This window comes from Rheinheimera sp. (assembly GCF_965283995.1).
GTDB lineage: Bacteria > Pseudomonadota > Gammaproteobacteria > Enterobacterales > Alteromonadaceae > Pararheinheimera.
Map to the genome: position 1 here is coordinate 2,028,281 of NZ_CBDIQG010000001.1, position 23,504 is coordinate 2,051,784.

Below are 23,504 nucleotides of genomic sequence, written 5' to 3' on the forward strand. Positions count from 1 at the left end.
TCAAGGCTGACCCGCTGAATTAAAATGCCGGATCTTCTGATGCTGTCTGCTTTGGGCTACACTAGCGCCCTCTTATGCGACAAGGTGCGCGACCAGCTGCGCGACCACCAAAGCGCCATCTGCCTGCTGCGAGCGGCGCCTGACCGGACCACCCGGCTTTTTGTGACTGAAAACTCTGATGAAACTGAATACGCAACAAAATGACGCGGTGAAATACATCGCCGGACCTTGTCTGGTACTGGCTGGCGCCGGCTCGGGGAAGACCCGGGTGATCACCAATAAAATTGCTTATCTGATTGAAGAGTGCGAGGTGCCGGCGCGGCATATCGCTGCGGTTACTTTTACCAACAAAGCCGCCCGCGAAATGAAAGAGCGGATTGGGCATACGCTCGACCGGACCAAATTACGCGGACTGACCGTATCGACCTTCCACACACTGGGCCTTGAGATCATCAAAAAAGAACACAAAGCCATTGGTTATAAAGCCAATTTCACTTTGTTCGATGATCAGGACAGCATGGCACTGCTGAAAGAACTGACGGAAAACGAACTGCTCGGCGACAAAGATTTACTGCGCGCGCTGCAAAGCAAAATCTCCAGCTGGAAGAACGATTTAATGCTGCCGCATCAAGCGCTGGCCCGCGCAACCGACGCCCAATCGATTAGTTTTGCCAACATTTATGCGCAATATGCCCAGCAACTGCGCGCCTACAATGCCCTCGATTTTGACGACCTGATTATGGTGCCGACTTTGTTGTTTGCGTCCAATGTCGAGGTGCGGACACGCTGGCAACAGAAGATCCACTATTTGCTGGTCGATGAATATCAGGACACCAACACCAGTCAGTACGAACTGGTGAAATGGCTGGTTGGCGAACGCCAGCGCTTTACCGTAGTGGGTGACGATGACCAGTCGATTTACTCCTGGCGCGGCGCCAAACCGCAGAATCTGGTGTTACTCGGTAAAGACTTCCCCAATTTGCGCGTGGTTAAACTGGAGCAGAATTACCGCTCCTGCGAGCGCATACTGAAAGCCGCCAATATTCTGATCGCCAACAACCCACACGAATATGACAAAGCGCTGTTCAGTGAACTGGGTTATGGCGTACCGCTGAAAGTGTTGCCGACGCGCAACGAAGAAGACGAAGCGGAAAAAGTGGTGGCAGAAATCATTTCGCACCGCTTTTTAAACCGCAGCCAGTATCGCGACTATGCCATTTTGTATCGCGGCAACCATCAGGCCCGCGTGTTCGAAAAAGCGCTGATGACCAACCGCATTCCGTACAAAATTTCCGGTGGCACCTCGTTTTTTTCCCGCAGTGAAATCAAAGACATCATGGCTTACCTGCGCCTGTTGGTGAATCAGGATGACGACAACGCGCTGCTGCGCATCATCAACACCCCCAAACGCGAAATTGGTGCAGCGACGCTGGAGAAGATCGGTAGTCTCGCCAATCAGCTACATATCAGCTTGTTTGACGCCTGTTGTGCGCCGGAACTGTCAGACGCACTGTCCGCGAAAAGCCTGGCTTGTGTGCGCCATTTTGCCAACTGGATAGTCGCGCTGGCAGACAACGCGGTCCGGGCTGAGCCGGCGGAAGCCGTGCGGGATTTGATCCGCCAAAGCCAGTACGAAGCCTATTTGTTTGAAACCAGTGCCAGCACGAAAGCGGCAGAAATGGCGCTGAAAAACGTCAATGAGCTGTTTCGCTGGATCACCGAAATGCTCAAAGGCGATGAAGAACACGAACCAATGACCCTGGCCGAGGTCGTCACCAAACTGACCCTGCGCGACATGATGGAGCGGCAGGAACAGCAGGACGATGCTGATCAGGTACAGCTGCTGACGTTGCATGCCTCCAAAGGCCTCGAGTTTCCCTATGTCTTTATGGTCGGGATGGAAGAGGGCATTTTGCCGCACCAGACCAGCATTGATGAAGACAATGTCGAAGAAGAACGCCGGCTGGCTTATGTCGGGATCACCCGCGCCCAGCGCGAACTGATTTTTACCTATGCCCGCGAACGGCGGCAATATGGCGAAGTGATAAAACCAGAACCCAGCCGTTTTCTTGACGAATTACCGCAGGATGATTTGGAGTGGGCGAAAGCGGCACCGGTGAAAACGGAAGAACAGCGCCAGCAAACCGGCCTGGCCCATCTGGACCGTTTACGCCAGTTGCTGAAGAAAGACTGATTCTTCTTGCTGCGAAGGCTGTAACTGTTTCACCAGCTGGCCTTGCAGGTAACAACAACCGGCATTGACCAGCAGCTCACGCACCGCGTGATCGTCAATGCCGTCGGCAATGATGCGGAATTTGTAGTTTTGCGCCAGTGTGATCAGCAAATCCAGCAACTGTCGTTTTTGGCTCTGGCGCAGCAGACTGCGACAAAAACTGGCCTCTAACCGAACAAAATCAAACGGATAACCGGTCAATATACCAAGCGGCATCATATCGGCGCCGAAGTTTTCCAGCGTCAGCCGCACCCCCAATCTTTTCAGATTATGCAGATAACTCAGCGCGGTGTTATTCAGCTTCATAAGCTCAAATTCAGCAAACCCGAGGCTCAACCGATGCAGTACTTGCGGTCGGGCAGCCAGCAGCTTCTGCAAACGGTCAAACTGCACCGGATGGGTCAGATGCTGTACACACAAGGGCAGACAAATCACTGCGGGTTGCGGCTGACTGCAGAGTAAATCCAGAATTTGCTGTAACAGCTGCAGTTCAATTTGAGCCAGCACGCCCGCCTGCGCGGCTTGCTGACAGAAATCTTGCTGCAACCCTAATTTAGGGTGCTGCCATTGCATCCGGGCGGCATAACCCAGCGTATGATGTTTTTCACTGCATATGATTGGATCGTAGGCGACAGAAAACTGCTGTTCGTTGATAGCCTGATGCAGTGCCTGTTCCAGTGATAACTCTTGGAGTAATTGCTGGCGCATCGATTCGGTAAAAATCACAAAACGATTCCGGCCTAAAGATTTCGCCTGATACATCGCTGCATCAGCATCCCGTAACATCCCGTCCGCATTGGTGTAACTGGCATCATAATGCGCAATACCGATCGACGCGCCGGAATACAGGCTTTGGCCCTGCAATTCCATCGGCTGGCGCACCGCTTCGATGATGCGATCAGCAACATCTTCTGCATCGGCTTCTTGCTGTAATTGTGTCAGCAACACGACAAATTCATCGCCGCCCAGGCGGGCGACCAAGTCATGTTCGCGTACGGTCAGTAATAAACGTTTGCTGATCTCAATCAGAAAGGCGTCACCGGCATGGTGGCCCATGGTGTCATTAATCAGTTTAAACCGATCTAAATCGATGAAAAGCAGCGCAAATTTGAGATTTGTTTCGCGATTACGCAGCGCAAACTTTTGCTTTAGCTGCAGCATAAACATCTGCCGGTTGGCGAGACCGGTTAAGGCATCATGATTGGCTTCGTGGAATAACTTTTCTTCAGCTTTTTTCCGCTCTTCAACTTGCAGACGCAAAAACAAATTGGTCTGGCGCAGTTCACGGGTGCGTTCAAAGATCTTGCGTTCCAGATCTTCCTGATGCAGTTTTTGCTGTTCGATGTTGAGGCGGCGCTGAATAGCCACAGCGATATGTTGCGATACAAAACGCAGGATATTCAGTTCGTTATCACCATAGATATAATCCTGGTAATAAGACTGCACGGCAATCACACCTAAAGCCTGTTGCTCAATCAGCAAGGGAGCGCCCAACCAGCTGGTGGAATGCGGTAGCGGACTGCCGGCATTATCTTGCACCAGCCGGATCACTTCGCCTTGCGCCACTAACAGATCTGATAGTTCTTTGTTGATCAGCCGGGCTTCGCCCACCCGCAACACATATTCAGTGAAGCCTTTGCGTAGCGGTCGTTCCGTCGCCGGCGGACAATATTGATCCACAAAGAAAGGGAAACTCAGTGATTTACCAGTTTCATCCAGCAAAGCGATATAGCAATTGTCGGCAGGCATCAGGCTACTGAGGATCTGGTGCACTTGCCGGTAAAAAGCCGTCATATCCGGCTCAGTCGCCGTCAGTTCGGAGATTTTATACAACGCCGCCTGCAGCTTTTCCGCATTGCTGCGTTCACGGATCTCGCGTTGCAACGACAAATTAGTATTTTGTAACTGGCGGGTGCGCTCACGTACCGTTTGCTCCAGCAACTCGCGGCTTTTCACCCGGTCGATGGCTGTCACAGTATGCATCGCAATTTCTGTCAGTAAATCAACGTCATGTTGTTCATAAAGCCTGCCCTCTTCATAGAGTTGCACGGCCATCACGCCGATCACTAAGTGACCCCGGCGCAATGGCACGCCCAACCAATGGTGACTGGGAGTGCCCTGGGATTCGATATCGCCGGCTGCAATCAACTGGCGGAATTTATCAGCGTCACATAGCAGTGGCTGACCGGTCCGACAAACATAGCCGGTCATGCCTTTGGCAAAGTCGGCAGGATCCAGCTGGCTGGCATCCAGCGAATCCATTTCATCGGCGTAATATTCCACCTGAAACCGGCCGCTGGGCGGGTCTATTAACACAACAAAAAAATTGTCTGCGGCAAGATGTTGATTTACAAGGCTATGTATTTTTGGATAGAACTGAGCCATATCGGTCAGGGTGCTGGCCAGCTCTGACAAATTCAGCAATGCCTGCTGTACCGCATAGGCAAGCTGGTATTTCTTTAACAGAGATGTCAGGCGACGAATTTGGCCGGAATGCTGCCGGTTCGATGCGCGTGGAGTTAATTCCTTCAACGGACGCTCTTTTTTTCGTTATTGATCCGGTAGTCGGATCTTTATACAGAACCGGTCCTATTATGCACAAAGATTAAACAGAGGAAAGAGCGCACTGGCAATTTCCAGCTGGATTCTTAGACGTTTTTGTTATTGTTGAAGACATGTTTGCAATAACCAGCACTTGCGTAAATATAATGCAAACGGCAGAGCGGATCTGGCAGGGCAGTTCAGCCTGAACAGGCCAGAACGCAGATGAAAAAAAACCGCCTACCGGCGGTTTTTTTATTACGGATGGGTTACACGCCTTCCGTCATGAATTTGATTGCATTGAGAATATCATCGTCTGAACAATCACCACAGGTACCACGTGGTGGCATCGCACGGATCCCGTCGATCGCATGTTTGTGCAGCGTCTCCAGCCCTTGTGCCAAACGTGGTTTCCAGGCTGCCGCATCACCTTTTTTCGGAGCGTCTAACGCGCCGGTGGCATGACAGGCAAAACAAGCGCCCTGATAAACTTGCTCACCAGTGCGTGGACCTGTTGGTTTTGCCGCTACCGGCTCTGAACCTGCCAGATACACCTGGCCAACTGGGGCAATGCGCGCTTTTAACTCTTCCAGGTTTTTGTCTTCCGCTGGTGTTTGCGCCAGTACGGCAAAACTCAGCATGGCCACAGCAACAGTGATTTTTTTCATTGATCGGGGTCCCCGGGGATTAAATGCCTTACAAATTTCAGGGCATTATAGCGTTGCGCTGGCAGAATGTGAAAGCCCTGCGACCGAACATCTGTCGCATCAGTGTGATCTATAACAAAAAACCGGATCAAGAGACGGATCTGTGCGGATCCTTAATCGAATGCAGCGAAAACTGACTATCAAATCAAGCAAATTATTTTTGTTTTTTCTGCTTTGCATTCGCTGTGGTTTTGGTAGTCTGTTTTCCCGTTGCCTGCTTTGTGTCTCAAATTTTGACACTAATACGTACCCAGTCAGCGAGGTGGAAAAATCTTTTTTCCACAATCAGGAAGTAAAGAATAATAACAAGGGCCCGGTTGTCTCCCCCTTAGTTTTTTCTTAAAAAACATCACTTTATCTTCACGCTGTCGATTTTTATCGACGGTGTACATTCGCTTGTCAAAAAAATTTTCACAGACTTACTCACAAGATATCCACAAGAGCCTATTGGTGTTTTGACTGGTTGTCTGGCAACGCTTATGGCATTCTTGGCAAAATTTTCCCGGAGTCCCTGCTATGCCGCAGATCCCTGTTGATCCCCTGATCCTGGTCGATGGTTCTTCTTACCTGTTTCGTGCTTACCATTCGCCACCACATCTGACTAATTCCCGCGGCGAGGCCACCGGCGCCATTTATGGTGTCGTCAACATGTTGAAAAGTTTGCTGCGCCAGTACAACCCGACGCAAATGGTGGTGGTGTTTGATGCCAAAGGCCCAACCTTTCGCAATGAGATGTATGCCGATTACAAAGCACACCGGCCGCCGATGCCGGATGATCTGCGCAGCCAGATAGAACCCCTGCACCAGATCATCCGGGCTATGGGTTTGCCTCTTTTGTGTATTTCTGGCGTGGAAGCCGATGACGTGATTGGCACGCTGGCTGCGACGGCCAGCGCACAAGGCCGGCATGTGTTGATTTCCACCGGCGACAAAGACATGGCACAACTGGTCAACGCCCATGTCACGCTGATCAATACCATGACCGACACTATTTTGGATCCGGAAGGCGTCAAAGAAAAATTTGGCGTCGGACCTGAGCTCATCATCGATTTTCTCGCATTGATGGGCGACAAAGCCGACAATATTCCGGGTTTGCCTGGAGTCGGTGAAAAAACAGCGCAAGCCATGTTGCAGGGCATTGGCAGCATTGCCGAGCTCTACCGCCGGCTGGATGACATCGCTGCACTTGGTTTTCGCGGCAGCAAAACTATCGCCGAAAAAATGCGTGAGCATCAGGCGCAGCTTGAACTGTCTTATCAGCTGGCGACGATCAAAATCGACGTCGATTTGCCACAGGCATTTCATGAACTACACGTAGAGCCTGCCAATCTGGCGTTATTGGCCGAGCTGTTTGCCACCTGTGAATTTAAGCGTTGGCATAGCGAAATTTTGACCCAGCAAAAACATGCCGCGGTTGAGGCTCCGGTTGGTTCTGCCGAAGCAAGCAGCGACAGCAGCCTGGTAGTTGAAACCGCTGTAGCCCCTGCTTCTGCAATAGACCGAAGTCAGTACCAGACCATCCTGACCGAGACTGATTTCCATCAATTGCTGTCCATACTGCAAAATGCGCCTTTAGTCGCCTTTGATACTGAAACCACCAGTCTTGATTATATGCAGGCCGAATTAGTCGGCATGTCATTTGCCATCGCGCCGGGTCAGGCCTGGTATTTACCGGTCGGGCATGACTATCTCGGTGCGCCGGAGCAGTTATCGCGCGATGCGGTACTGGCCACGCTAAAAACATGGCTGGAAGATCCGCAGGCTGCAAAAGTGGGCCAGAATCTGAAATATGATAAAAGCGTACTGGCTCGCTATGGTATTGAATTAAATGGCATTTTTTTCGACACCATGCTTGAATCCTATACGCTGAACAGTGTTGCCGGCCGCCACGACATGGATAGTTTATCCGAGCGTCACCTGCAGCATCAGCCAATATCCTTTGAAGATATTGCCGGTAAAGGCAGCAAACAACTGACTTTTAATCAGATTGAGCTGGAAAAAGCCGCTGAATATGCCGCCGAAGATGCGGACGTCACATTGCAGCTGCATTTAGCCATGTGGCCGTTATTACAACAGGCCGAAGGCCCGGCGAAAGTATTCCGCGACATTGAGATGCCACTGCTCAGCGTCTTATCACGCATGGAACGCAACGGTGTACTGATTGACGCAGCATTACTGGGTAAACAAAGTGAATTTCTGGCCGGGCGGATCAGTGAGTTGGAAATCCAGGCGCATCAAGCCGCCGGCAAAGTATTTAACTTGTCATCGCCAAAACAGTTGCAGGAAATTCTGTTTGATGAACAGAAACTGCCAGTGCTGAAGAAAACGCCGGGCGGCGTACCATCGACCGCCGAAGATGTACTGGTCGAACTGGCACAACAATATGAATTACCTCGGGTTATTATCCAACACCGCAGTCTGATCAAACTGAAATCCACTTATACTGATAAGCTGCCGAACAGTATTAATCCGGCGACTGGACGGGTGCACACGTCATATCATCAGGCGGTAGCAGCCACTGGCCGTTTGAGCTCAACCGAGCCCAATCTGCAAAATATTCCAATCCGTACTGAAGAAGGCCGCCGCATCAGGCAGGCTTTTATCGCTCCGGCTGGCAAGAAAATTCTGGCGATCGACTATTCGCAAATTGAACTGCGCATCATGGCGCACCTGTCACAGGACAAAGCCCTGCTGGATGCTTTCGCCCAAGGCCGCGATATCCACCGAGCGACTGCTGCAGAAGTATTTGGTGTAGGCCTGGATGAGGTGACCACTGAACAGCGTCGCCGTGCCAAAGCGGTGAATTTCGGTCTGATTTACGGTATGTCAGCTTTTGGCCTGGCCCAACAACTCGATATCAGCCGCGGCGAAGCACAGCACTATGTTGATACCTATTTTGCCCGATTCCCCGGCGTATTAGCTTATATGGAACGCACGCGCGAGCAGGCGCATGCATTGGGTTATGTCGAGACCCTGTTTGGTCGGCGTTTATATCTGCCGGAGATCCAAAGTAAAAACATGGGTCGACGTAAAGGTGCAGAGCGGGCGGCGATCAACGCACCAATGCAAGGTACTGCCGCCGATATTATTAAACGCGCCATGCTCAGTGTGGACGCCTATCTGCAACAGCAGGATCCGGCAGAGATCCTGATGATCATGCAAGTGCACGATGAACTGGTGTTTGAAGTCAGTGCGGCGACGCTGGCTGATCATCAGAGCAAGCTGGTGCAATTGATGCAGGATGCTGTTCAACTGGACGTGCCATTGCTGGCTGAAGCCGGTTCTGGCGATAACTGGGATCAGGCACATTAAAAACTTGGAAATTTTCAGCACTTTGCTGAACTTTCCTGGAAGAGACCACTCTGATTAACGGTGAACATGTCCCGTTCCTGGTACGACACCCATTTAGCCCTGGCAATTGCCGGGGCTTTTTTTTACCCTCTGTTGCACACCAAGCCAATACGCGAACCGACAACAAGAAGTATCAGAGAAAGCCACTCAGAACGCAGGCTGGCACTGGTTGACAGACAACGCTTTGCCTGACATCAGCTAAAAGGTTGTTTTATTACGTAAATTCAGCAAAAGACGAAAAAACGACCAATAATTGTAATTTTATTACGAAATACGCTTGCTTTTTAAACCGCCATGGGTAGAATCAAAGGCGTAGGGTACAGAGGTAAGATGTTCTATCTTTCGGTAGTTTCAGTCATTAGTGATTGATTCTACATAGAAAGTAGGCTTATTTAGCCGCCCCACTGCTTGCAGTGGGGCGTTTTTTTTTGTCTTTTTCTGAAAATTTATTAGATATTTTAGAGCAAATACTTCAAACAACGGAAAATTGCTGTATAATGGCCTCGTCTTCTTCGTAAGACACCCTGTTGATTTGAAATTTATTAAATAGCTTCTCCCCGTTTGCTATGCCGGCTGTTCTCTGAACCGCCGGTTTTTTCTTTTTTGGGGCACACGAAAAGGCAGTCAGTACCGAATCAGTCTGACGATAGCAATTGAAATAGACATTTAAAGCAGAAGCACCAACCGGGACCGGTTGATGCTGTGTAAAGAAATAATCAGCGAGATGCGTCAGGTGAGGTGCTTTCCACCGGCTCATCACTGAACCAACGATCCAGCACTTGCTCCAGCTCAGTTAAACCAAATTTATTCAACGAACTGAACGCTTCAACCGTCACATCCCCCATAAAGGCCATAGAGGCGTCCCGCACTTCTAATAACGTCTTTTTCCGCGGACCCGGACTTAATTTGTCGGCCTTCGTTAATAAGATCAACACTGATAAACCGGATTGCACGGCCCAATGCACCAGCTGTTGGTCCAAATCTTTCAGCGGGTGGCGGATATCCATCAGCACTACGATGCCTTTCAGACTTTTCCGCTTAATCAGATACTCACTCAGCGACTTCTGCCATTTCTCTTTGACTTCCAACGGGACTTTGGCAAATCCATAGCCGGGCAAATCGATCAATCGTTTGTTTTCGGCTAAATGAAAAGTGTTGATCAGTTGGGTCCGGCCTGGTGTTTTACTGGTCCGGGCTAAACTATTTTGCCGGGTCAGCGTATTCAGTGCACTGGACTTCCCTGCATTTGATCGTCCTGCGAACGCCACTTCAATGCCAGAATCGTCCGGCAAGGCCCGAATATCGGGGGCACTGGTCAGAAATCGTGTTTGCTGGTAGTTAAATATTGCTTTGTACACTTCATACTCCGGACTTAAATTTGGCTATAGTTTAGCGGAAATCAATAATCTGCATAAGTATTGGGATTTTCTAACTGCGGGTTTCGTGTAAAATAGGCATAAAAAATAGGGTTATTATCTTCTAAGCCTGCTGCTGTTGGGCAGGGTCACGCAGAACAGAGACAATTAAACATGAGAAAAATTGCAATTCCAGTCATGCTTTTATTAGGGTTGGCCGGCCAGGCTGCTGCGGTTGAAGGCAACGTTGAAGCAGGTAAAGCAAAATCTGCCACCTGCGCGGCTTGTCATGGACCAGATGGTAACAGCCCAACCGATATGTATCCAAAAATTGCCGGGCAACATGCCGGCTATCTGTATAAACAACTGAAAGAATTTAAACTGGGCGCTGCGACGGGTGGTAAAGAAGGTCGCAATAACGCAGTGATGGCCGGCATGGTCGCGGCATTGTCTGATCAAGATATGAAAGATCTGTCGGCCTATTTCGCATCACAAACGATGAAATCAGGCACAACACCAGAAGACGTGGTAGAAGCCGGACAGAAATTGTTCCGCGCCGGTGACATGCAGCGCGGTATTCCAGCCTGTATCGCTTGCCATGGCCCACGGGGCGTTGGTCACAGTCTGGCGGGATTCCCGAAAATTTCTTTCCAGCACGCCGCGTACATCAAAACACAGCTTGAGAGTTTCCGTGCCGGTACGCGCGCGAATGATCTCAATGGCATGATGCGCGACACTGCACACAAGCTGACTGACAAAGACATTGAAGTGTTGTCAAAATACCTGGGCGGTCTGCATTAAGCACAGGCGTCCTGCTCAAAAGAAAACCGGAGCAAGCTCCGGTTTTTTTTATTCTGCCATTCAACACAACATATTGTCTCAGCACGAGCAACGCGCCCCGTGCCTGCTTGTGAGATATATCTCACAAGCAGCGTGAGATATACACCTGAAACTTTGCAGATAAGATGGGCGTGTCGTCGCAAAATTAACGTCAAACATCTGAATTTATTTGACATTAATTTTTGGTTCATTTTTTTTCTGATTTTTTTTTAAACACAGTCTTGCCATTCTGCCCAATCGGAGTAAATTAAACACCGTTACTTTTGGTAACAATAAGACAAAACGGAAGTTTTGCATGGAAAGCAGCTGTGCTTTAGTACATTTTAAATGGCATCATCACTGATGTCGGCGTTTTTAACGCGAGCCCCACGGAAGACGAAAAAAGTATTAGGACGATCGCGAATAACAATTTTTGCACGGAAGCGACGCAACAATATATGGAAACTGACCAGACAGGGTGTCTGCAACGGTTAGGACGACATAACAAAATTCAGTGCTGCTTGCACAACTTTTCAGACGGCGATGGCTTTAAGTTATCGCCGTTTTGTTTTTTTACGGTCTGATTTGCAATGTTCCCGCCGAGATCACCGATAAAGCCATAGGCTTTGTGACAAAAACTGGTTAAAATACGCGCCCTTTTCTACAGGTACACACCATGACACGCATCAAAAAGTCCCGCACCAGCGGTCAGATTGGCAATCGCCACAAACCCGCAGCCGAAGCACGGCAAACGCGCGAGCGTCCGGTCGAGACCAAGAAAAAAGGTGCTGGTTTAAAATCCGGTAGCCGCAATGCCCCACAGCCGGAAAAATCACAACAAAGCGGTCCGGCCAATAAAGATCCGCGCCACGGCAGCAAAAAGCCGATTGAGCTGCACGTAAATGAAGCAGAACAAAAACTGCTACAACAAACGCCAGATTTCAAACCTAAAGCCCAACTGGCTAAAGTCAAAGTCATTGCGTTGCCACCGGAACAGGAACTCGCGGCATTGGAGCAGGATGAAAAGCTGCTGGATCTGGTCGAACGCGTCGAAAACGGCGAAATTCTGACTGGTAAAGATGCCAAGTACTTCAATGCCAAAACCGCCCGTCATGCCGAATTGCTGACGTTGCTGGGTCTGGATGAAGACGAAGAATCAGACGAGACTGATGCCGCTGCAGAAGATGCGGATCCGCTGGCAGAGTTTGAGCGTACTGACTGGCGTAAAGATTTACTGGGCGAGTAACATACAATGACTATCTGGTGGGGTTTGCTGGGCTTCGGTGTGCTGATTGTCAGCGCATTGGCGTTTTATCTCGGCCGTTTATTGTCGCAACTGCAAAAACAAAAATTGCAGCAGCAACAAGCCAAATCAGAGCACCAACGTAAGCAGGCAGAACATCAGCAGTATCTGCTCGACAGTATTGTGCTGATTGGCCAGGCCACGCTGGAAGACCAATGCGAACTGTCTGAAGCTGGCTTGCGGATTTGGGTGTTGCTGGAGAATCTGCAGCCGGAGCTGGCACAAGCCTGTCGTTACCCCGGTTTGTTTGCGATGTATGACTGCGTCAAGGCGATGCCGACGCATGAAGCCCGCAAAGAACTCGACAAAAAAGAGCTGCGCCGGCTCGATCATCTGCGTCAGCAAACCGAAATACAGCTGGCTGAGTCGATTAAACAAGATATCCGCCAGTTACTGGAAATTCTAAAACCAGTGCACTGAGACATGAGCCGCTAAACAGCGGCTTTTTGTTGCCTGCTGTTCTGTCTGATACCTGAAAAGCCGAAGGTCGCCGACACGTAACGCATTGACTACGAAGCCCAGAACTGCCCAATTTGTCACCGGCAGGTCCACAGGACTAATTGTTTCTTTTCCACACAGCGCCTAGTATGACCATTGCTGCGGCACCAGACCAATTGGCAGCTACTGGCACCTGTCCCACAGAGTCGAAAAGGAAATACGATGAAATCTTCTTGGTTTGCTACGGCACTCTGCCTGGTCTTTGCTCCCCCAGTCCCAGTATTGGCTGATGCGCTGTTCGACTTTTACCAGCAGCTGCACGCTCACCCTGAGTTATCGCACTTTGAGACTAACACGGCCGCATTACTAGCGACTGAGCTGCGCAAAGCCGGATTTCAGGTCACTACAGGCATTGGCAAATACAAAGATGAGTCACAGGCGCATGGCATTGTTGCAGTGTTAGAAAACGGCCCTGGCCCACGGCTGCTGATCCGCGCCGATATGGACGCCTTGCCGATTGTCGAAGAGACCAATCTGCCTTACGCCCGCAAAGTCACCAGCACCAATGCCGCAGGGCAGCAGGTCGGTGTGATGCACGCTTGTGGCCACGACCTGCACACCACGACATTACTCGGCACTGCGCGCGAAATGGCAGCCCGGCGTAGCGAATGGCAAGGCACCTTGGTGCTGGTCGGCCAGCCTTCTGAAGAAACTCTGGATGGCGCACAGGCGATGCTGCGTGATGGGTTATATCAACGTTTTGGTAAACCGGATATGGCATTGGCCATGCACGTGTCGGCAGGCCTGGCGACCGGGGTGATTGGCGTTTACGCCGGCGCGACGCATGCAGCGGTCACTTCCATTGATGTCACCATCCGCGGCGTCGGCGGTCACGGTGCCGCGCCCCATCGTGGCAAAGATCCGGTGGTGATGGCCGCGCAGTTTATCAATCAAATCCAGACCATCGTCAGCCGCAACCAAGACCCGCTCGACCCCGCAGTCGTCACCGTCGGCAGCATCCATGGCGGTACCAAACGCAATATCATCCCCGATGAAATCAAACTTGAGCTGACCACCCGGGCGCACAGCGAAAAAGCGATGAACATCATTGTGGCAGGTATTCAGCATGCCGCTGAAGGCATCGCGGTCAGCAATGGCTTACCGGCGGAACGCAAACCCATAGTCAAAATCATTGAAACCGAAACAGGCCCGGCCAACATCAATGATAAAAAGCTAGCACTAAAGGTCAAAGCTGCAATCACTGCGGCTCTCGGCTCTGACCGGGTCAATGATGGTTTTCCGATTATGGGCAGCGAAGATTTTGCCCGATACAGCCTGCAGGGACAGCAAATTCCAACGGTGTTATTTAATGTTGGTGTCATTCCTGCCGGCTTGCTAGCACAAGCTAAAGCTGGCAAAGCGCAAGTCGCTGGTACACACACCAGCAAATTTGCGCCGGAAGCCGAGCCGGCGATTCAGGCCGGTGTGCAGGCGATGACTGCCGCTGCCATCGATTTACTGCAGAAATAACGCTGATCCTGTACATCATGTAGATAAAAAAAGCCGCAATACTGCGGCTTTTTTACTTTTTACCGTTTGTTACTGCTTATAGACTTTGCCGGCTTTCATCACAAAACTGACTTTGCCCATCACACTGATGTCCTGCAGCGGATTGCCCGGCACGGCAATGATATCGGCCATTTTGCCGGCTTTCAGACTACCCAGGCTTTGCTCCATTTGCAGCAGGCGCGCACCTTCGATGGTCGCACTCAGAATAGCCTGATGCGCCGACATGCCGCCTTCGGTCATGTAAACAAATTCTCGCCAGTTATCACCATGCATGCCAACACCGGCATCAGTACCAAAGGCGATTTTGACGCCGGCTTTCTGCGCTTTGGTAAAAGTAGCCTGAATTAAAGGCCCGATAGTGGCCGCTTTTAACCGCACCATTTCCGGAAAATACCCGGGCTCTTTCGCTTTTTCGGCGACAAACTTACCGGCGCTGATCGTCGGCACAAAATAGGTCCCGTGCTGTTTCATCAGCTTGATGGTGTTGTCATCCATAAAAGTGCCGTGTTCGATCGAACTGACACCGGCTTTAATTGCCCGCTCCATGCCTTCTTTGCCGTGAGCATGTACCGCAACGGTGAAACCATAGTCTTTCGCGGTGCTGACAATAGCCGCCAGTTCTTCGTCGCTAAACTGCGCATTCATGCCACTTTTGGCGACGCTGAGCACGCCACCGGTTGCGGTGATTTTAATCAGGTCCGCGCCTTCTTTATAGCGTTGTCGCACCGCTTTGCGCGCATCATCCGCGCCATTGATCACACCATCGTCCGGACCAGGGTCGCCCATCCGCAAGTAAGCCACTCCATTGGTCGGATCGGCATGTCCACCAGTCGTGGCAATAGATTTGCCTGCAGTGAATATACGTGGACCTTTGGCATAACCAGCATTGATGGCTTTACGCAATGCAGTGCTGATCAGGTGGCTGTCGCCCAATTCCCGCACTGTGGTAAAACCGGCCAGCAGTGTTTTTTCGGCATAAGTCGCGCCGCGTAACGCTACGTCCGCTTCATTCATTGTGAAGCCTTCGCTATAGGCACCCGGGCTACTTTGGTAAGAAAAATGCGTGTGCATATCCATCAGGCCCGGCAGTACGGTTTGTTTGGACAAATCAATCAGGGTGTCTGTGGCTGCAGGTTGGCGAAAACCGGCTTCAATGGCTTTGATCTGGTCGTTTTCGACGACCAGCGTTTGTTTTTGCAGAATTTGGTCGCCTTCCGCTGTGATCACAGTGCCGGCGTGGATCAACGTCGCCGCCTGGCCCGCCAGCGGTAACAGACCAGCAAGCAGCATTGCAGTGGTTATTTTGTTCATTGTTGTTCCCGGGTTATGAGGCTGCGCCTCTTATTGAAAGTCCAATCTGTTGTGTTGGATCAATATGCACTTCAACACAGTCTTTATACTGACGCCATTTCCCCTGTGGCAGATGCGATATGATGACGACATTCCGGGACGAAGCCCTGATCAAAAAGTACAACGTCAAAGGCCCCCGTTACACCTCTTACCCCACGGCGTTGTTGCTGCGTAGCGGTTTTGCACCTGAGCGTGCTTTGCAGACACTGGCAGACACTGGCCCGGCGCTGAGTCTCTATCTGCACGTGCCATTTTGTCGTGAACTTTGTTATTACTGCGGCTGTAACAAAGTGATCAGTCGCGATCAAAGCAAAGCTGACCGTTACCTCGATGCGCTGGCCACCGAAATGGCGCAGTACCAACCGGCCTGTGCGGCGAAACAAGTCCACCAACTGCATTTTGGCGGCGGTACCCCGACTTATCTCGACGAAACACAGCTGCGCCGGCTGATGCAGTTACTGCGTCAGCATTTTCAGTTTTTGCCCGAAGCTGAGCTTAGCATCGAAATTGATCCGCGCAGTTGTGATGTCGACAAGCTCAGACTGTTACGCGAACTCGGCTTTAGCCGCGTCAGCTTTGGCGTGCAGGATTTTGATCTGCAAGTGCAGCAGAGCATCAACCGTATTCAGCCCTACAGCATGGTTGAAACGCTGGTTAATGCGGCCCGTGAGCTGCAATTCCGCTCAGTGAATCTGGATCTTGTTTACGGGTTGCCACATCAGGCAGCTGAGACTTTCAGCCAAACGCTGGCACAAGTAGTCACTTTAGATCCGGACCGCATCTCGTTATTCAGCTACGCGCATTTGCCTGAGAGATTCGCCGCACAGCGGAAAATTCCCGATGCCGCGTTGCCCGGCGCCAGCGAAAAACTCGGTTTACTGGCGCTGGCGATGGACCATCTGCAACAAGCCGGTTTTGTCGCCATCGGTATGGACCATTTTGCCAAAGCAACAGACCCACTGACCCAAGCACAACAGGCGCATCAGTTGACCCGTAATTTCCAGGGTTACAGCGTAGATGCCTGCGATGCCTTGCTTGGCCTTGGTGTATCGGCGATTAGTCAGGTCGGCAATGTGATCTGGCAACAACAAAAAGAGCTGAAAGGTTATTATCAGGCGCTGGAACAACAGCAAGTACTCGCCATTGATAAAGGCCTGACTTTAAGCCGGGATGACCAAATCCGGGCAGATTTAATAGCCCGCATCATGTGTAATTTTGTGTTGGATACTCAAGCTCTGGCGCAGCAATGGCAGATAAATTTTCAGGATTATTTCGCCGGGTCACTGACCCAGCTGGCACCTTGTCTTGACGATGGCCTGGTGCGTTGGCAAGGCGATTTGCTGGAAGTGACAGAGCGTGGCCGGCCCTGGGTGCGGATCATCGCTGCGGCTTTTGATGCTTATTTGCTGGCGCAGCAGCACAGTTATTCCAAGGTTATTTAAACGCGCTTGAATACAACGGTTTTAGCCCAACCGAAACGGGTAAGTGCCACTATGCAGCCAGTACTGACACTGGCCATCAACGGTTTGTTCTTGCGCCTGCTCCGCCAGCCGGTAATACAAAGTCCGACTGAATTTGGCGCGCAAGCCGCGTTTTAATTGCAGATAAGGCAGCAACTGGCCGTTGCCGGCTTCTGGTTGCAACAGCACCGGACAGTCCGGCCCGGCGATAAAACTCTGCTGCAGATTGGTAGTCAGTTGCAGCCGGCCATCGTCCAGCCATAACGCGTCGACCAATAAAAATGGCGCATCGTCAACTTCGATCTGCACTTGCTCCGCCGGAGTCGTCAGCAGATATCGCCCGTCGACACAAGTCAGCACCGCCGCAAATAGCCGCACCAGTTCTGGTCGCTGAATAGGACTGCCATGAAAATACCAGCTGCCATCGCGATCGATGCGGATCGGCACCGGCCCGCAAAAAGCAGGGTGCCACTGCTCCAGCGGGTAGTCTGTCAGAGCGCCAAGCTGCTGTTGTAATGCAAATAAGTCCATAGCCTTCCAACAAAAATGCGTCTGCCAAAGTGGGTCAATGATGTTAGCATATTGTACGACCCCGCCGTGACAGACCCTCATGAGGATGCAGTTATGCAACAAGAAGTGCAGGTAATTACGCAGAGTTTAACTTTTCTGCAGAAAAATCAGGATTTGATCATCGGTTTCTGCCTGAAACTGTTGGTCGCTATTGTCATCTTTTATATCGGTCGCTGGGTAGCGCTTGGTGTCTCGCGCCTGGTGGGCAAAGCGTTGCTGCTACGCCATGTCGACCGCGCCGTTGTGTCGTTTTTATCCAGTATTGTTTACGCGGCGGGGTTGATCGCTGTGACGCTGATGGCCTTGTCGCAATTAGGGATCCAGACCGCGTCGTTCCTGGCGATCCTCGGTGCCGCCGGTCTGGCGGTGGCATTGGCGCTGCAAGGGTCGTTATCTAATTTCGCCTCAGGCGTACTAATCATTGTGTTCCGGCCGTTTAAATCCGGTGATTTGGTCGAAGTGGCCGGCATCAGCGGCGTGGTAGAACGCATTGATATTTTCCAGACTATTTTTAAAACCGGTGATAACAAAAAAATCATCGTGCCAAATTCACAGATCACCGGTGGCGCTATCGTCAATTATTCCGCCGAAAAACGCCGCCGTATCGACCTGACCATCAGCATCAGCTACGACTCCGATCTGCGTCTGGCCAAACAAATCCTGCACGACATCATGCAAGCCGACAGCCGCGTGCTAAAAGAGCCGACGGCAGTGATTGCCGTGGGTGCGTTGGCAGACTCTTCGGTCCAGTTGATCGTCCGGCCCTGGGTCGAAGCCACCGACTATTGGGCGGTGTACTGGGATTCGCTCGAAAAAATCAAATTACAGTTCGATGCCGCCGGTATCGAAATTCCTTTTCCACAAATGTCTTTGCATATGAAACCTCATAAGGATGAAGCATGAAATATCCGCTAATGCTGGCTGCGCTGGCAGCAACCTCTCTGTCCGTTCAGGCGGCCGATGACACCAAACTGGGCTGGAGCACCTCAGCTGAACTGGGTGCTATCACCACGTCCGGCAATACCAAAGGCACCTCGGTGACCGGTAAAATTGATGCCAAACAAGAAATGGTGCAGTGGAGCAATGAATATGTGCTCAGCGCCTTTTTTAAAGAAGATGAAAAAACTGATGTGAACGGCAACCGCTTCAGCGAAAAATCGGCCGAGCGTTATTTTGCGTCGGGTAAAGCCGGTTACAAACTCGATACTGATCACGCCAAACTGTTTATTTTCGGCTCACATACCGAAGATGACTTTGGCGCTTACACCAAGTACAGCCTGATTTCGGCCGGTTATGGCGACCGTTTATATCAGGGCGATGGCATCAGTATTGACGCAGAGATCGGTCCTGGTTATTACACCGGTAAAACCAGCGGTGATATCACAGAAAAAGGGGCGCTGGTGCGCACGGCCGGCAGTCTGGACTGGGTGATTTCTGACAGCGCGACCTTCCGCCAGCTGCTGAGCCTTGAGGCCGGTTCTGATAACAAAAGAACGCAGTCGGAAACCTCAGTCAGCGCCCGGATTAACGGTAGCATGCAAATGAAAGCAGCCTTTACCGTGATGCATGACTCTGAAGTTCCGGCAGGCAAAAAGAACACTGATACGCAAACTTCGCTGACACTGGTGTATTCGTTCTGATTATCTGACCGCTATGTCAGGGCAAGACGCCGGCTGTTGGCGTCTTGCCGTACCTGATTTGCCGAACGACGGGCTTCGGCTATGCTTCATTCATAGACCTTTCCAGCCAGATCCAGCATTCGGTGCCGGAACAAAGTATTGGCACAGTCCTACCCGGATGCTGTGTGGGTTGCAATGACAGGGAAGACCACTGATGGCATATTCAGCAACGCAAGCCGATCGTGCAAACCGCCGTTTTGAGTCAGCGCTTTTACTGCTATTAATTATTTATCTGGGTGTGGCGGGCCTGTGGTGGTTCAGCCAGGATCCGGCTTTCAGTGCCGGCTACCTATCGGCCGCGCAGGCCGCAGCGCTGCACCAGACACTGGGCTGGTTGTTACCACTGTTCGCCATCCTGCTGCCACTGGCCTTATTCTGGCAACTCCGTGACAAAGCCCTATTCACCAGGCAGGTGCAGCAAAAGCTGGCCAGTACTTTCGACGAAGCCGCGGTAGGTCTGGCGCATGTGGCCGTTTCCGGCCATTTTATTCAGGTTAATCAACGCTTTGCACAAATGCTGCAATACGAACCGGCCGATCTGGCTGGCAGCACTTTTCAGGATCTAACCCACCCCGACGATCTGGCTGACGATTTACAACTATGTGATGCGCTGGTCCGGGGTGAGCGTGAAAGCTTTGAGATGGAAAAGCGCTATCGGCGGCGTGATGGTTTGTTTATCTGGGCCCATTTATCGGTTTCCTTTCATCGCAGCACCGATCCGCAGCAGTGTTATTTTGTCTCGGTGGTCGAAGATATTAATGCGCGCAAACAGGCGCTGATGGCATTGCAGGCCAGTATGGCGCAGGTGCAGTTGCTGCTGGATGCCACAGGTGATGCCATTATCGGCGTCAATCGCAATGCGGAAATCACCTTTGTCAATCAGGCGGCTCAGCAGCAGCTTGGTTACGCCAATATCAGCCAACTGATTGGCTTGCCATTGCAAACGCTGGTCAGCAAGCAAAAAGCTGCGCTGGCGCTGTGGCGCGAGATCCATAAAGCGCTGGAACAACCGCAGCAAATCAGCGGCGAAGCCGACTTGTTTATCAATCTGCAGGGCGACACCTTACCAACAGCTTATCGGGCGATCCCGGTACCCCGTTCACAGGACGGCACTGTGCTGGTCATTTGCTGGCAGAACATTCGCGAGCGCAAACAACAGCAAATGAAACAACAAGCGCAGAGTTATCTGCTTCATCGATTATTGGATGATGCTGCGCTGCCCGATCTGTTGACCGAACTGGTGAAATTTATTGAACAACAGCTGCCGCATTTGCGCGGCTCGATTTTATTGGCCGACTTACCGAACCAAGTGATGCGGGTGGCCGCTGGCCCCAGCCTGCCCGCAGAATACAATAACAAAGTCGATGGCTTACCGATCCGCTATGGCAACGGTTCCTGCGGCACTGCAGCTGCCACTGGACAGCCGGTGTATGTAGCCGACGTGCATAACGATATGTTATGGCTGAATTTTCAGGATCTGATCGCGCCTTATGACTGGCTGCAGGCGTGCTGGTCCACGCCATTCTTTGATACAGAACGTCAGTTGCTGGGGACTTTTGGCATTTATCTGGCAGAAAAACGTGACCCAACCCCGGAAGAGCGCGATTTAATCCAGTTCACCGCCAGTCTGGCAGCGTTTCTGGTGGAACGCAGTGACGCCAAAGCCCGGCTTGAACTGTTTTCCAAAGCGATTGAACAAAGCCCGGTTGGCGTTGTGATTTGCGGGATAAATGGTGAAATACAATATTTTAATCAACGCTTTATCAAACTTAGCTCTATCCCAGCCGCGTTATTGGATGAGTTACCGCCACTCAAAGACATTCTGCCTGACGACCAGCAAGAATGGCTAGACAGCGTCTTGCCACAGTTAAAAGCCGGCCATCAGAAAGTCGTCCGGCAAGATCACCGCCTGTTAGCGGACAATACTGCACTTTGGCTGGAAAGTTCGTTATATGCCATCGTCGACCGCAAAGATCAGGTCACCCATGTCTTGCTGGAGCTCGAAGATATCACGATGCAAAAGCAGGCCGAGCAACACTGGATTGAAAGCGAATTACGCTTTCGCACGCTGCTTGATAATACGCCGGAGATTTCAGTTCAGGGGTATGAGGCCGATGGCACCACCTTTTACTGGAACAAAGCCAGTGAAGTGTTATACGGCTACAGCAAAGAAGAAGCGCTGGGTAAAAGTTTGCTTGATCTGATTATTCCCACGCCGATGCGGCAGGATGTCAGCGCGGCAGTCAGAGCAATGGCTGAATCCGGTGTGCCATTACCTGCTGGTGAGCTGATGTTGCAACGAAAAGGCGGCGAACCGGTGCAGGTATTCTCTGGCCATGCCGTGGTGCAGCTGCCGGGCCGGCCATCGCAAATCTTCTGTATGGATATCGACTTATCGGTACGAAAACAACAGGAAGCCAATTTGCGCCTCGCTGATGCCGTATTTAACAGTAGCCGCGAAGGTATTCTGATCACCGATATAAATGAAGTGATTATCTCAGTGAACCCGGCACTGGTCCGGTTATTTGGCTACAGCGATACTGAACTGGTGGGCCAAAAACCGGCCATGTTGCGTTCAGGACAACACAGCGACGAATTTTATCAGCAAATGTGGCAACAACTGCGCGAGCAAAACTATTGGCAAGGCGAAGTTTTTAATAAACACAAAGACGGTAGCGTATTGCCGGTACAGCTCAGCATCAGTGCAGTGTTTAATGAAACCCAGCAAATCAGCCATTACGCCGCCGTTTTCACCGACTTATCTGAGATCCGCGCCACTGAAGCGGAAATGATGTTCCTCAGCTAACATGATGAACTGACGCATTTACCCAACCGGCAGCTGTTCCTGCAGCTGGTCGAACAAGCGCTGAAAACGGCACGGCGGGATCAACTGTTTTGTGCCGTGCTGGTGCTGGATCTGGACCACTTTAAAGACGTCAACGACTCGTACGGCCATCGTTATGGCGACGAATTGCTGTTGCAGGTGGCCAGCCGGTTAAAACAGAAAGTTCGGGATCTCGATGTGGTGGCCCGGCTGGGTGGCGACGAATTTGCCATTTTACTGCCGTCTTTGCTGCAGGCAGAAGATGCGGCGGTGGTTGCCAATAAACTGATCCAGCATATGGGCGCGCCGTGGAACCTCAGCGACGACGTGGAAATCACGCTCGGTGCCAGCATTGGCATCGCGGTATTCCCGGACCATGGCGATAACACCACGGTATTACTACAAGGCGCTGATGCGGCGCTATATAAAGCCAAAGCGGCAGGTCGCAATACTTTCACATTCTATTCAGATGCTTACACACTGGCAGCGCGCGATCGGCTGACGGTAGAAGCGCAGCTGCGTAAGGCGATCAAAGCCGGCCATTTACGCGTCTTTTACCAGCCACAGATCGATATTCTCAGCGGCCGGATCATGGGCGCCGAAGCGCTGGTACGCTGGTTTGATCCGGAACAAGGCATGATTTCGCCGATGCGTTTTATTCCAATCGCCGAAGCCTGTGGCCTGATCAATGAGATCGGTGAGTTTGTGCTGACTGAGACTTGCCGGCAAGGTCAACAATGGCTGGAGGCCGGTCTGCCGAAATTGACATTGGCCGTCAACGTATCGCCAGCCCAGTTCAAACGTTTTGATATGCGTAAACAAGTCACCCAGGTGCTGAACGACACCGGATTCCCACCGCGTTGTCTGGAACTGGAACTGACCGAAAGCGCGTTGATGGAAAATCAGGAAACGGTGGTGCAGGTGCTGGACGACCTGCGCGGCCTCGGGATCCGGCTGGCAATCGACGACTTTGGCACTGGTTATTCGTCGCTGGCCTATTTAAAACGCTTCCCGCTCGATGTGCTGAAGATCGATAAAAAGTTTATCGACGATATTCCGCATAGCAAAGACGATATGGCGATCGCTACCGCCATCATTGGTATCGCCCATTCCCTGGGCTTTAAAGTGCTGGCTGAAGGTGTAGAAACCGCGCAGCAACTGGAATTCCTGAAGCAACAACGCTGTGATCAATATCAGGGATATTTCTGCAGCCCGCCGATCCCAGCCGATAAGTTCCAAGCCTTACTGGAACAACAACAAGGCAAACAAAATATCCATCTGGTGTCGTAAAACCAGATGGATCTG

At 51.4% G+C, this 23,504-nt stretch carries 17 protein-coding genes; 12 read left to right on the top strand and 5 right to left on the bottom strand.

Translation table 11 applies throughout. The annotated features are described in order from the left end of the window. Positions 1–39: 39 nt before the first annotated feature. Positions 40–204 (top strand): hypothetical protein, encoded by a 165-nt coding sequence (locus ACQ66Q_RS09305; protein ID WP_430456537.1) that lies wholly within the window; start codon positions 40–42, stop codon positions 202–204. Further along, a complete protein-coding gene (rep, locus tag ACQ66Q_RS09310) occupies positions 179–2,194 on the top strand; it encodes a DNA helicase Rep (protein ID WP_430456538.1) in 2,016 nt (671 codons plus the stop codon). Before ACQ66Q_RS09305 ends, rep begins: the two co-directional genes overlap by 26 nt. Here the strand turns inward: rep and ACQ66Q_RS09315 are convergent. Continuing rightward, positions 2,168–4,765, bottom strand: coding sequence for a sensor domain-containing phosphodiesterase (locus ACQ66Q_RS09315; RefSeq protein ID WP_430456539.1), 2,598 nt, complete (start codon positions 4,763–4,765; stop codon positions 2,168–2,170). The genes rep and ACQ66Q_RS09315 overlap by 27 nt on opposite strands. Positions 4,766–5,043: 278 nt before the next feature. Then, on the bottom strand, positions 5,044–5,442 hold the full coding sequence (locus ACQ66Q_RS09320) for a c-type cytochrome (RefSeq protein WP_430456540.1): 399 nt from the start codon (positions 5,440–5,442) through the stop codon (positions 5,044–5,046). A gap of 555 nt (positions 5,443–5,997) precedes the next feature. On the opposite strand from ACQ66Q_RS09320, the gene polA reads away from it, so the two are divergent. Further along, on the top strand, positions 5,998–8,793 hold the full coding sequence (gene polA / locus ACQ66Q_RS09325) for a DNA polymerase I (RefSeq protein ID WP_430456541.1): 2,796 nt from the start codon (positions 5,998–6,000) through the stop codon (positions 8,791–8,793). Between the two features lie 755 nt (positions 8,794–9,548). Here the strand turns inward: polA and yihA are convergent. After that, entirely contained in the window at positions 9,549–10,190 is a 642-nt protein-coding gene (yihA, locus tag ACQ66Q_RS09330; protein ID WP_430456542.1) for a ribosome biogenesis GTP-binding protein YihA/YsxC, read from the bottom strand. A gap of 171 nt (positions 10,191–10,361) precedes the next feature. Between yihA and ACQ66Q_RS09335 the strand changes: the two genes are divergently transcribed. The 4 genes from ACQ66Q_RS09335 (at position 10,362) to ACQ66Q_RS09350 (ending at position 14,277) form a co-directional block, all read left to right on the top strand. After that, on the top strand, positions 10,362–10,988 hold the full coding sequence (locus tag ACQ66Q_RS09335) for a c-type cytochrome (protein WP_430456543.1): 627 nt from the start codon (positions 10,362–10,364) through the stop codon (positions 10,986–10,988). Positions 10,989–11,682: 694 nt separating this feature from the next. Further along, positions 11,683–12,252, top strand: a complete 570-nt coding sequence (gene yihI / locus ACQ66Q_RS09340; protein ID WP_430456544.1) for a Der GTPase-activating protein YihI — start codon at positions 11,683–11,685, stop codon at positions 12,250–12,252. 6 nt (positions 12,253–12,258) lie between these two features. Beyond that, positions 12,259–12,729 carry a DUF2489 domain-containing protein gene (locus ACQ66Q_RS09345; protein ID WP_430456545.1) on the top strand — a complete coding sequence of 157 codons (471 nt, stop codon included), beginning with the start codon at positions 12,259–12,261 and terminating at the stop codon, positions 12,727–12,729. 240 nt (positions 12,730–12,969) lie between these two features. Then, positions 12,970–14,277, top strand: coding sequence for a M20 metallopeptidase family protein (locus ACQ66Q_RS09350; protein ID WP_430456546.1), 1,308 nt, complete (start codon positions 12,970–12,972; stop codon positions 14,275–14,277). 69 nt (positions 14,278–14,346) lie between these two features. On the opposite strand, the gene ACQ66Q_RS09355 is transcribed toward ACQ66Q_RS09350, so the two are convergent. Then, positions 14,347–15,627 (bottom strand): amidohydrolase family protein, encoded by a 1,281-nt coding sequence (locus ACQ66Q_RS09355; protein ID WP_430456547.1) that lies wholly within the window; start codon positions 15,625–15,627, stop codon positions 14,347–14,349. A gap of 119 nt (positions 15,628–15,746) precedes the next feature. Here ACQ66Q_RS09355 and hemN point away from each other — a divergent pair, with 119 nt between their 5' ends. Continuing rightward, a complete protein-coding gene (gene hemN, locus ACQ66Q_RS09360) occupies positions 15,747–17,108 on the top strand; it encodes an oxygen-independent coproporphyrinogen III oxidase (protein WP_430456548.1) in 1,362 nt (453 codons plus the stop codon). A 21-nt stretch (positions 17,109–17,129) separates the two neighbouring features. Here the strand turns inward: hemN and ACQ66Q_RS09365 are convergent, their stop codons facing one another. Further along, on the bottom strand, positions 17,130–17,657 hold the full coding sequence (locus ACQ66Q_RS09365) for a DUF1285 domain-containing protein (RefSeq protein ID WP_430456549.1): 528 nt from the start codon (positions 17,655–17,657) through the stop codon (positions 17,130–17,132). A 93-nt stretch (positions 17,658–17,750) separates the two neighbouring features. Here ACQ66Q_RS09365 and ACQ66Q_RS09370 point away from each other — a divergent pair, with 93 nt between their 5' ends. The 4 genes from ACQ66Q_RS09370 (at position 17,751) to ACQ66Q_RS09385 (ending at position 23,489) form a co-directional block, all read left to right on the top strand. Then, positions 17,751–18,599, top strand: a complete 849-nt coding sequence (locus tag ACQ66Q_RS09370) for a mechanosensitive ion channel domain-containing protein (protein ID WP_430456550.1) — start codon at positions 17,751–17,753, stop codon at positions 18,597–18,599. Beyond that, on the top strand, positions 18,596–19,336 hold the full coding sequence (locus ACQ66Q_RS09375) for a DUF481 domain-containing protein (RefSeq protein ID WP_430456551.1): 741 nt from the start codon (positions 18,596–18,598) through the stop codon (positions 19,334–19,336). Before ACQ66Q_RS09370 ends, ACQ66Q_RS09375 begins: the two co-directional genes overlap by 4 nt. A gap of 193 nt (positions 19,337–19,529) precedes the next feature. Then, positions 19,530–22,181, top strand: a complete 2,652-nt coding sequence (locus ACQ66Q_RS09380) for a PAS domain S-box protein (protein ID WP_430456552.1) — start codon at positions 19,530–19,532, stop codon at positions 22,179–22,181. A 9-nt stretch (positions 22,182–22,190) separates the two neighbouring features. Continuing rightward, positions 22,191–23,489: a putative bifunctional diguanylate cyclase/phosphodiesterase gene (locus ACQ66Q_RS09385; RefSeq protein WP_430458547.1), complete on the top strand. Its 1,299-nt coding sequence runs from the start codon at positions 22,191–22,193 to the stop codon at positions 23,487–23,489. Positions 23,490–23,504 lie beyond the last annotated feature (15 nt).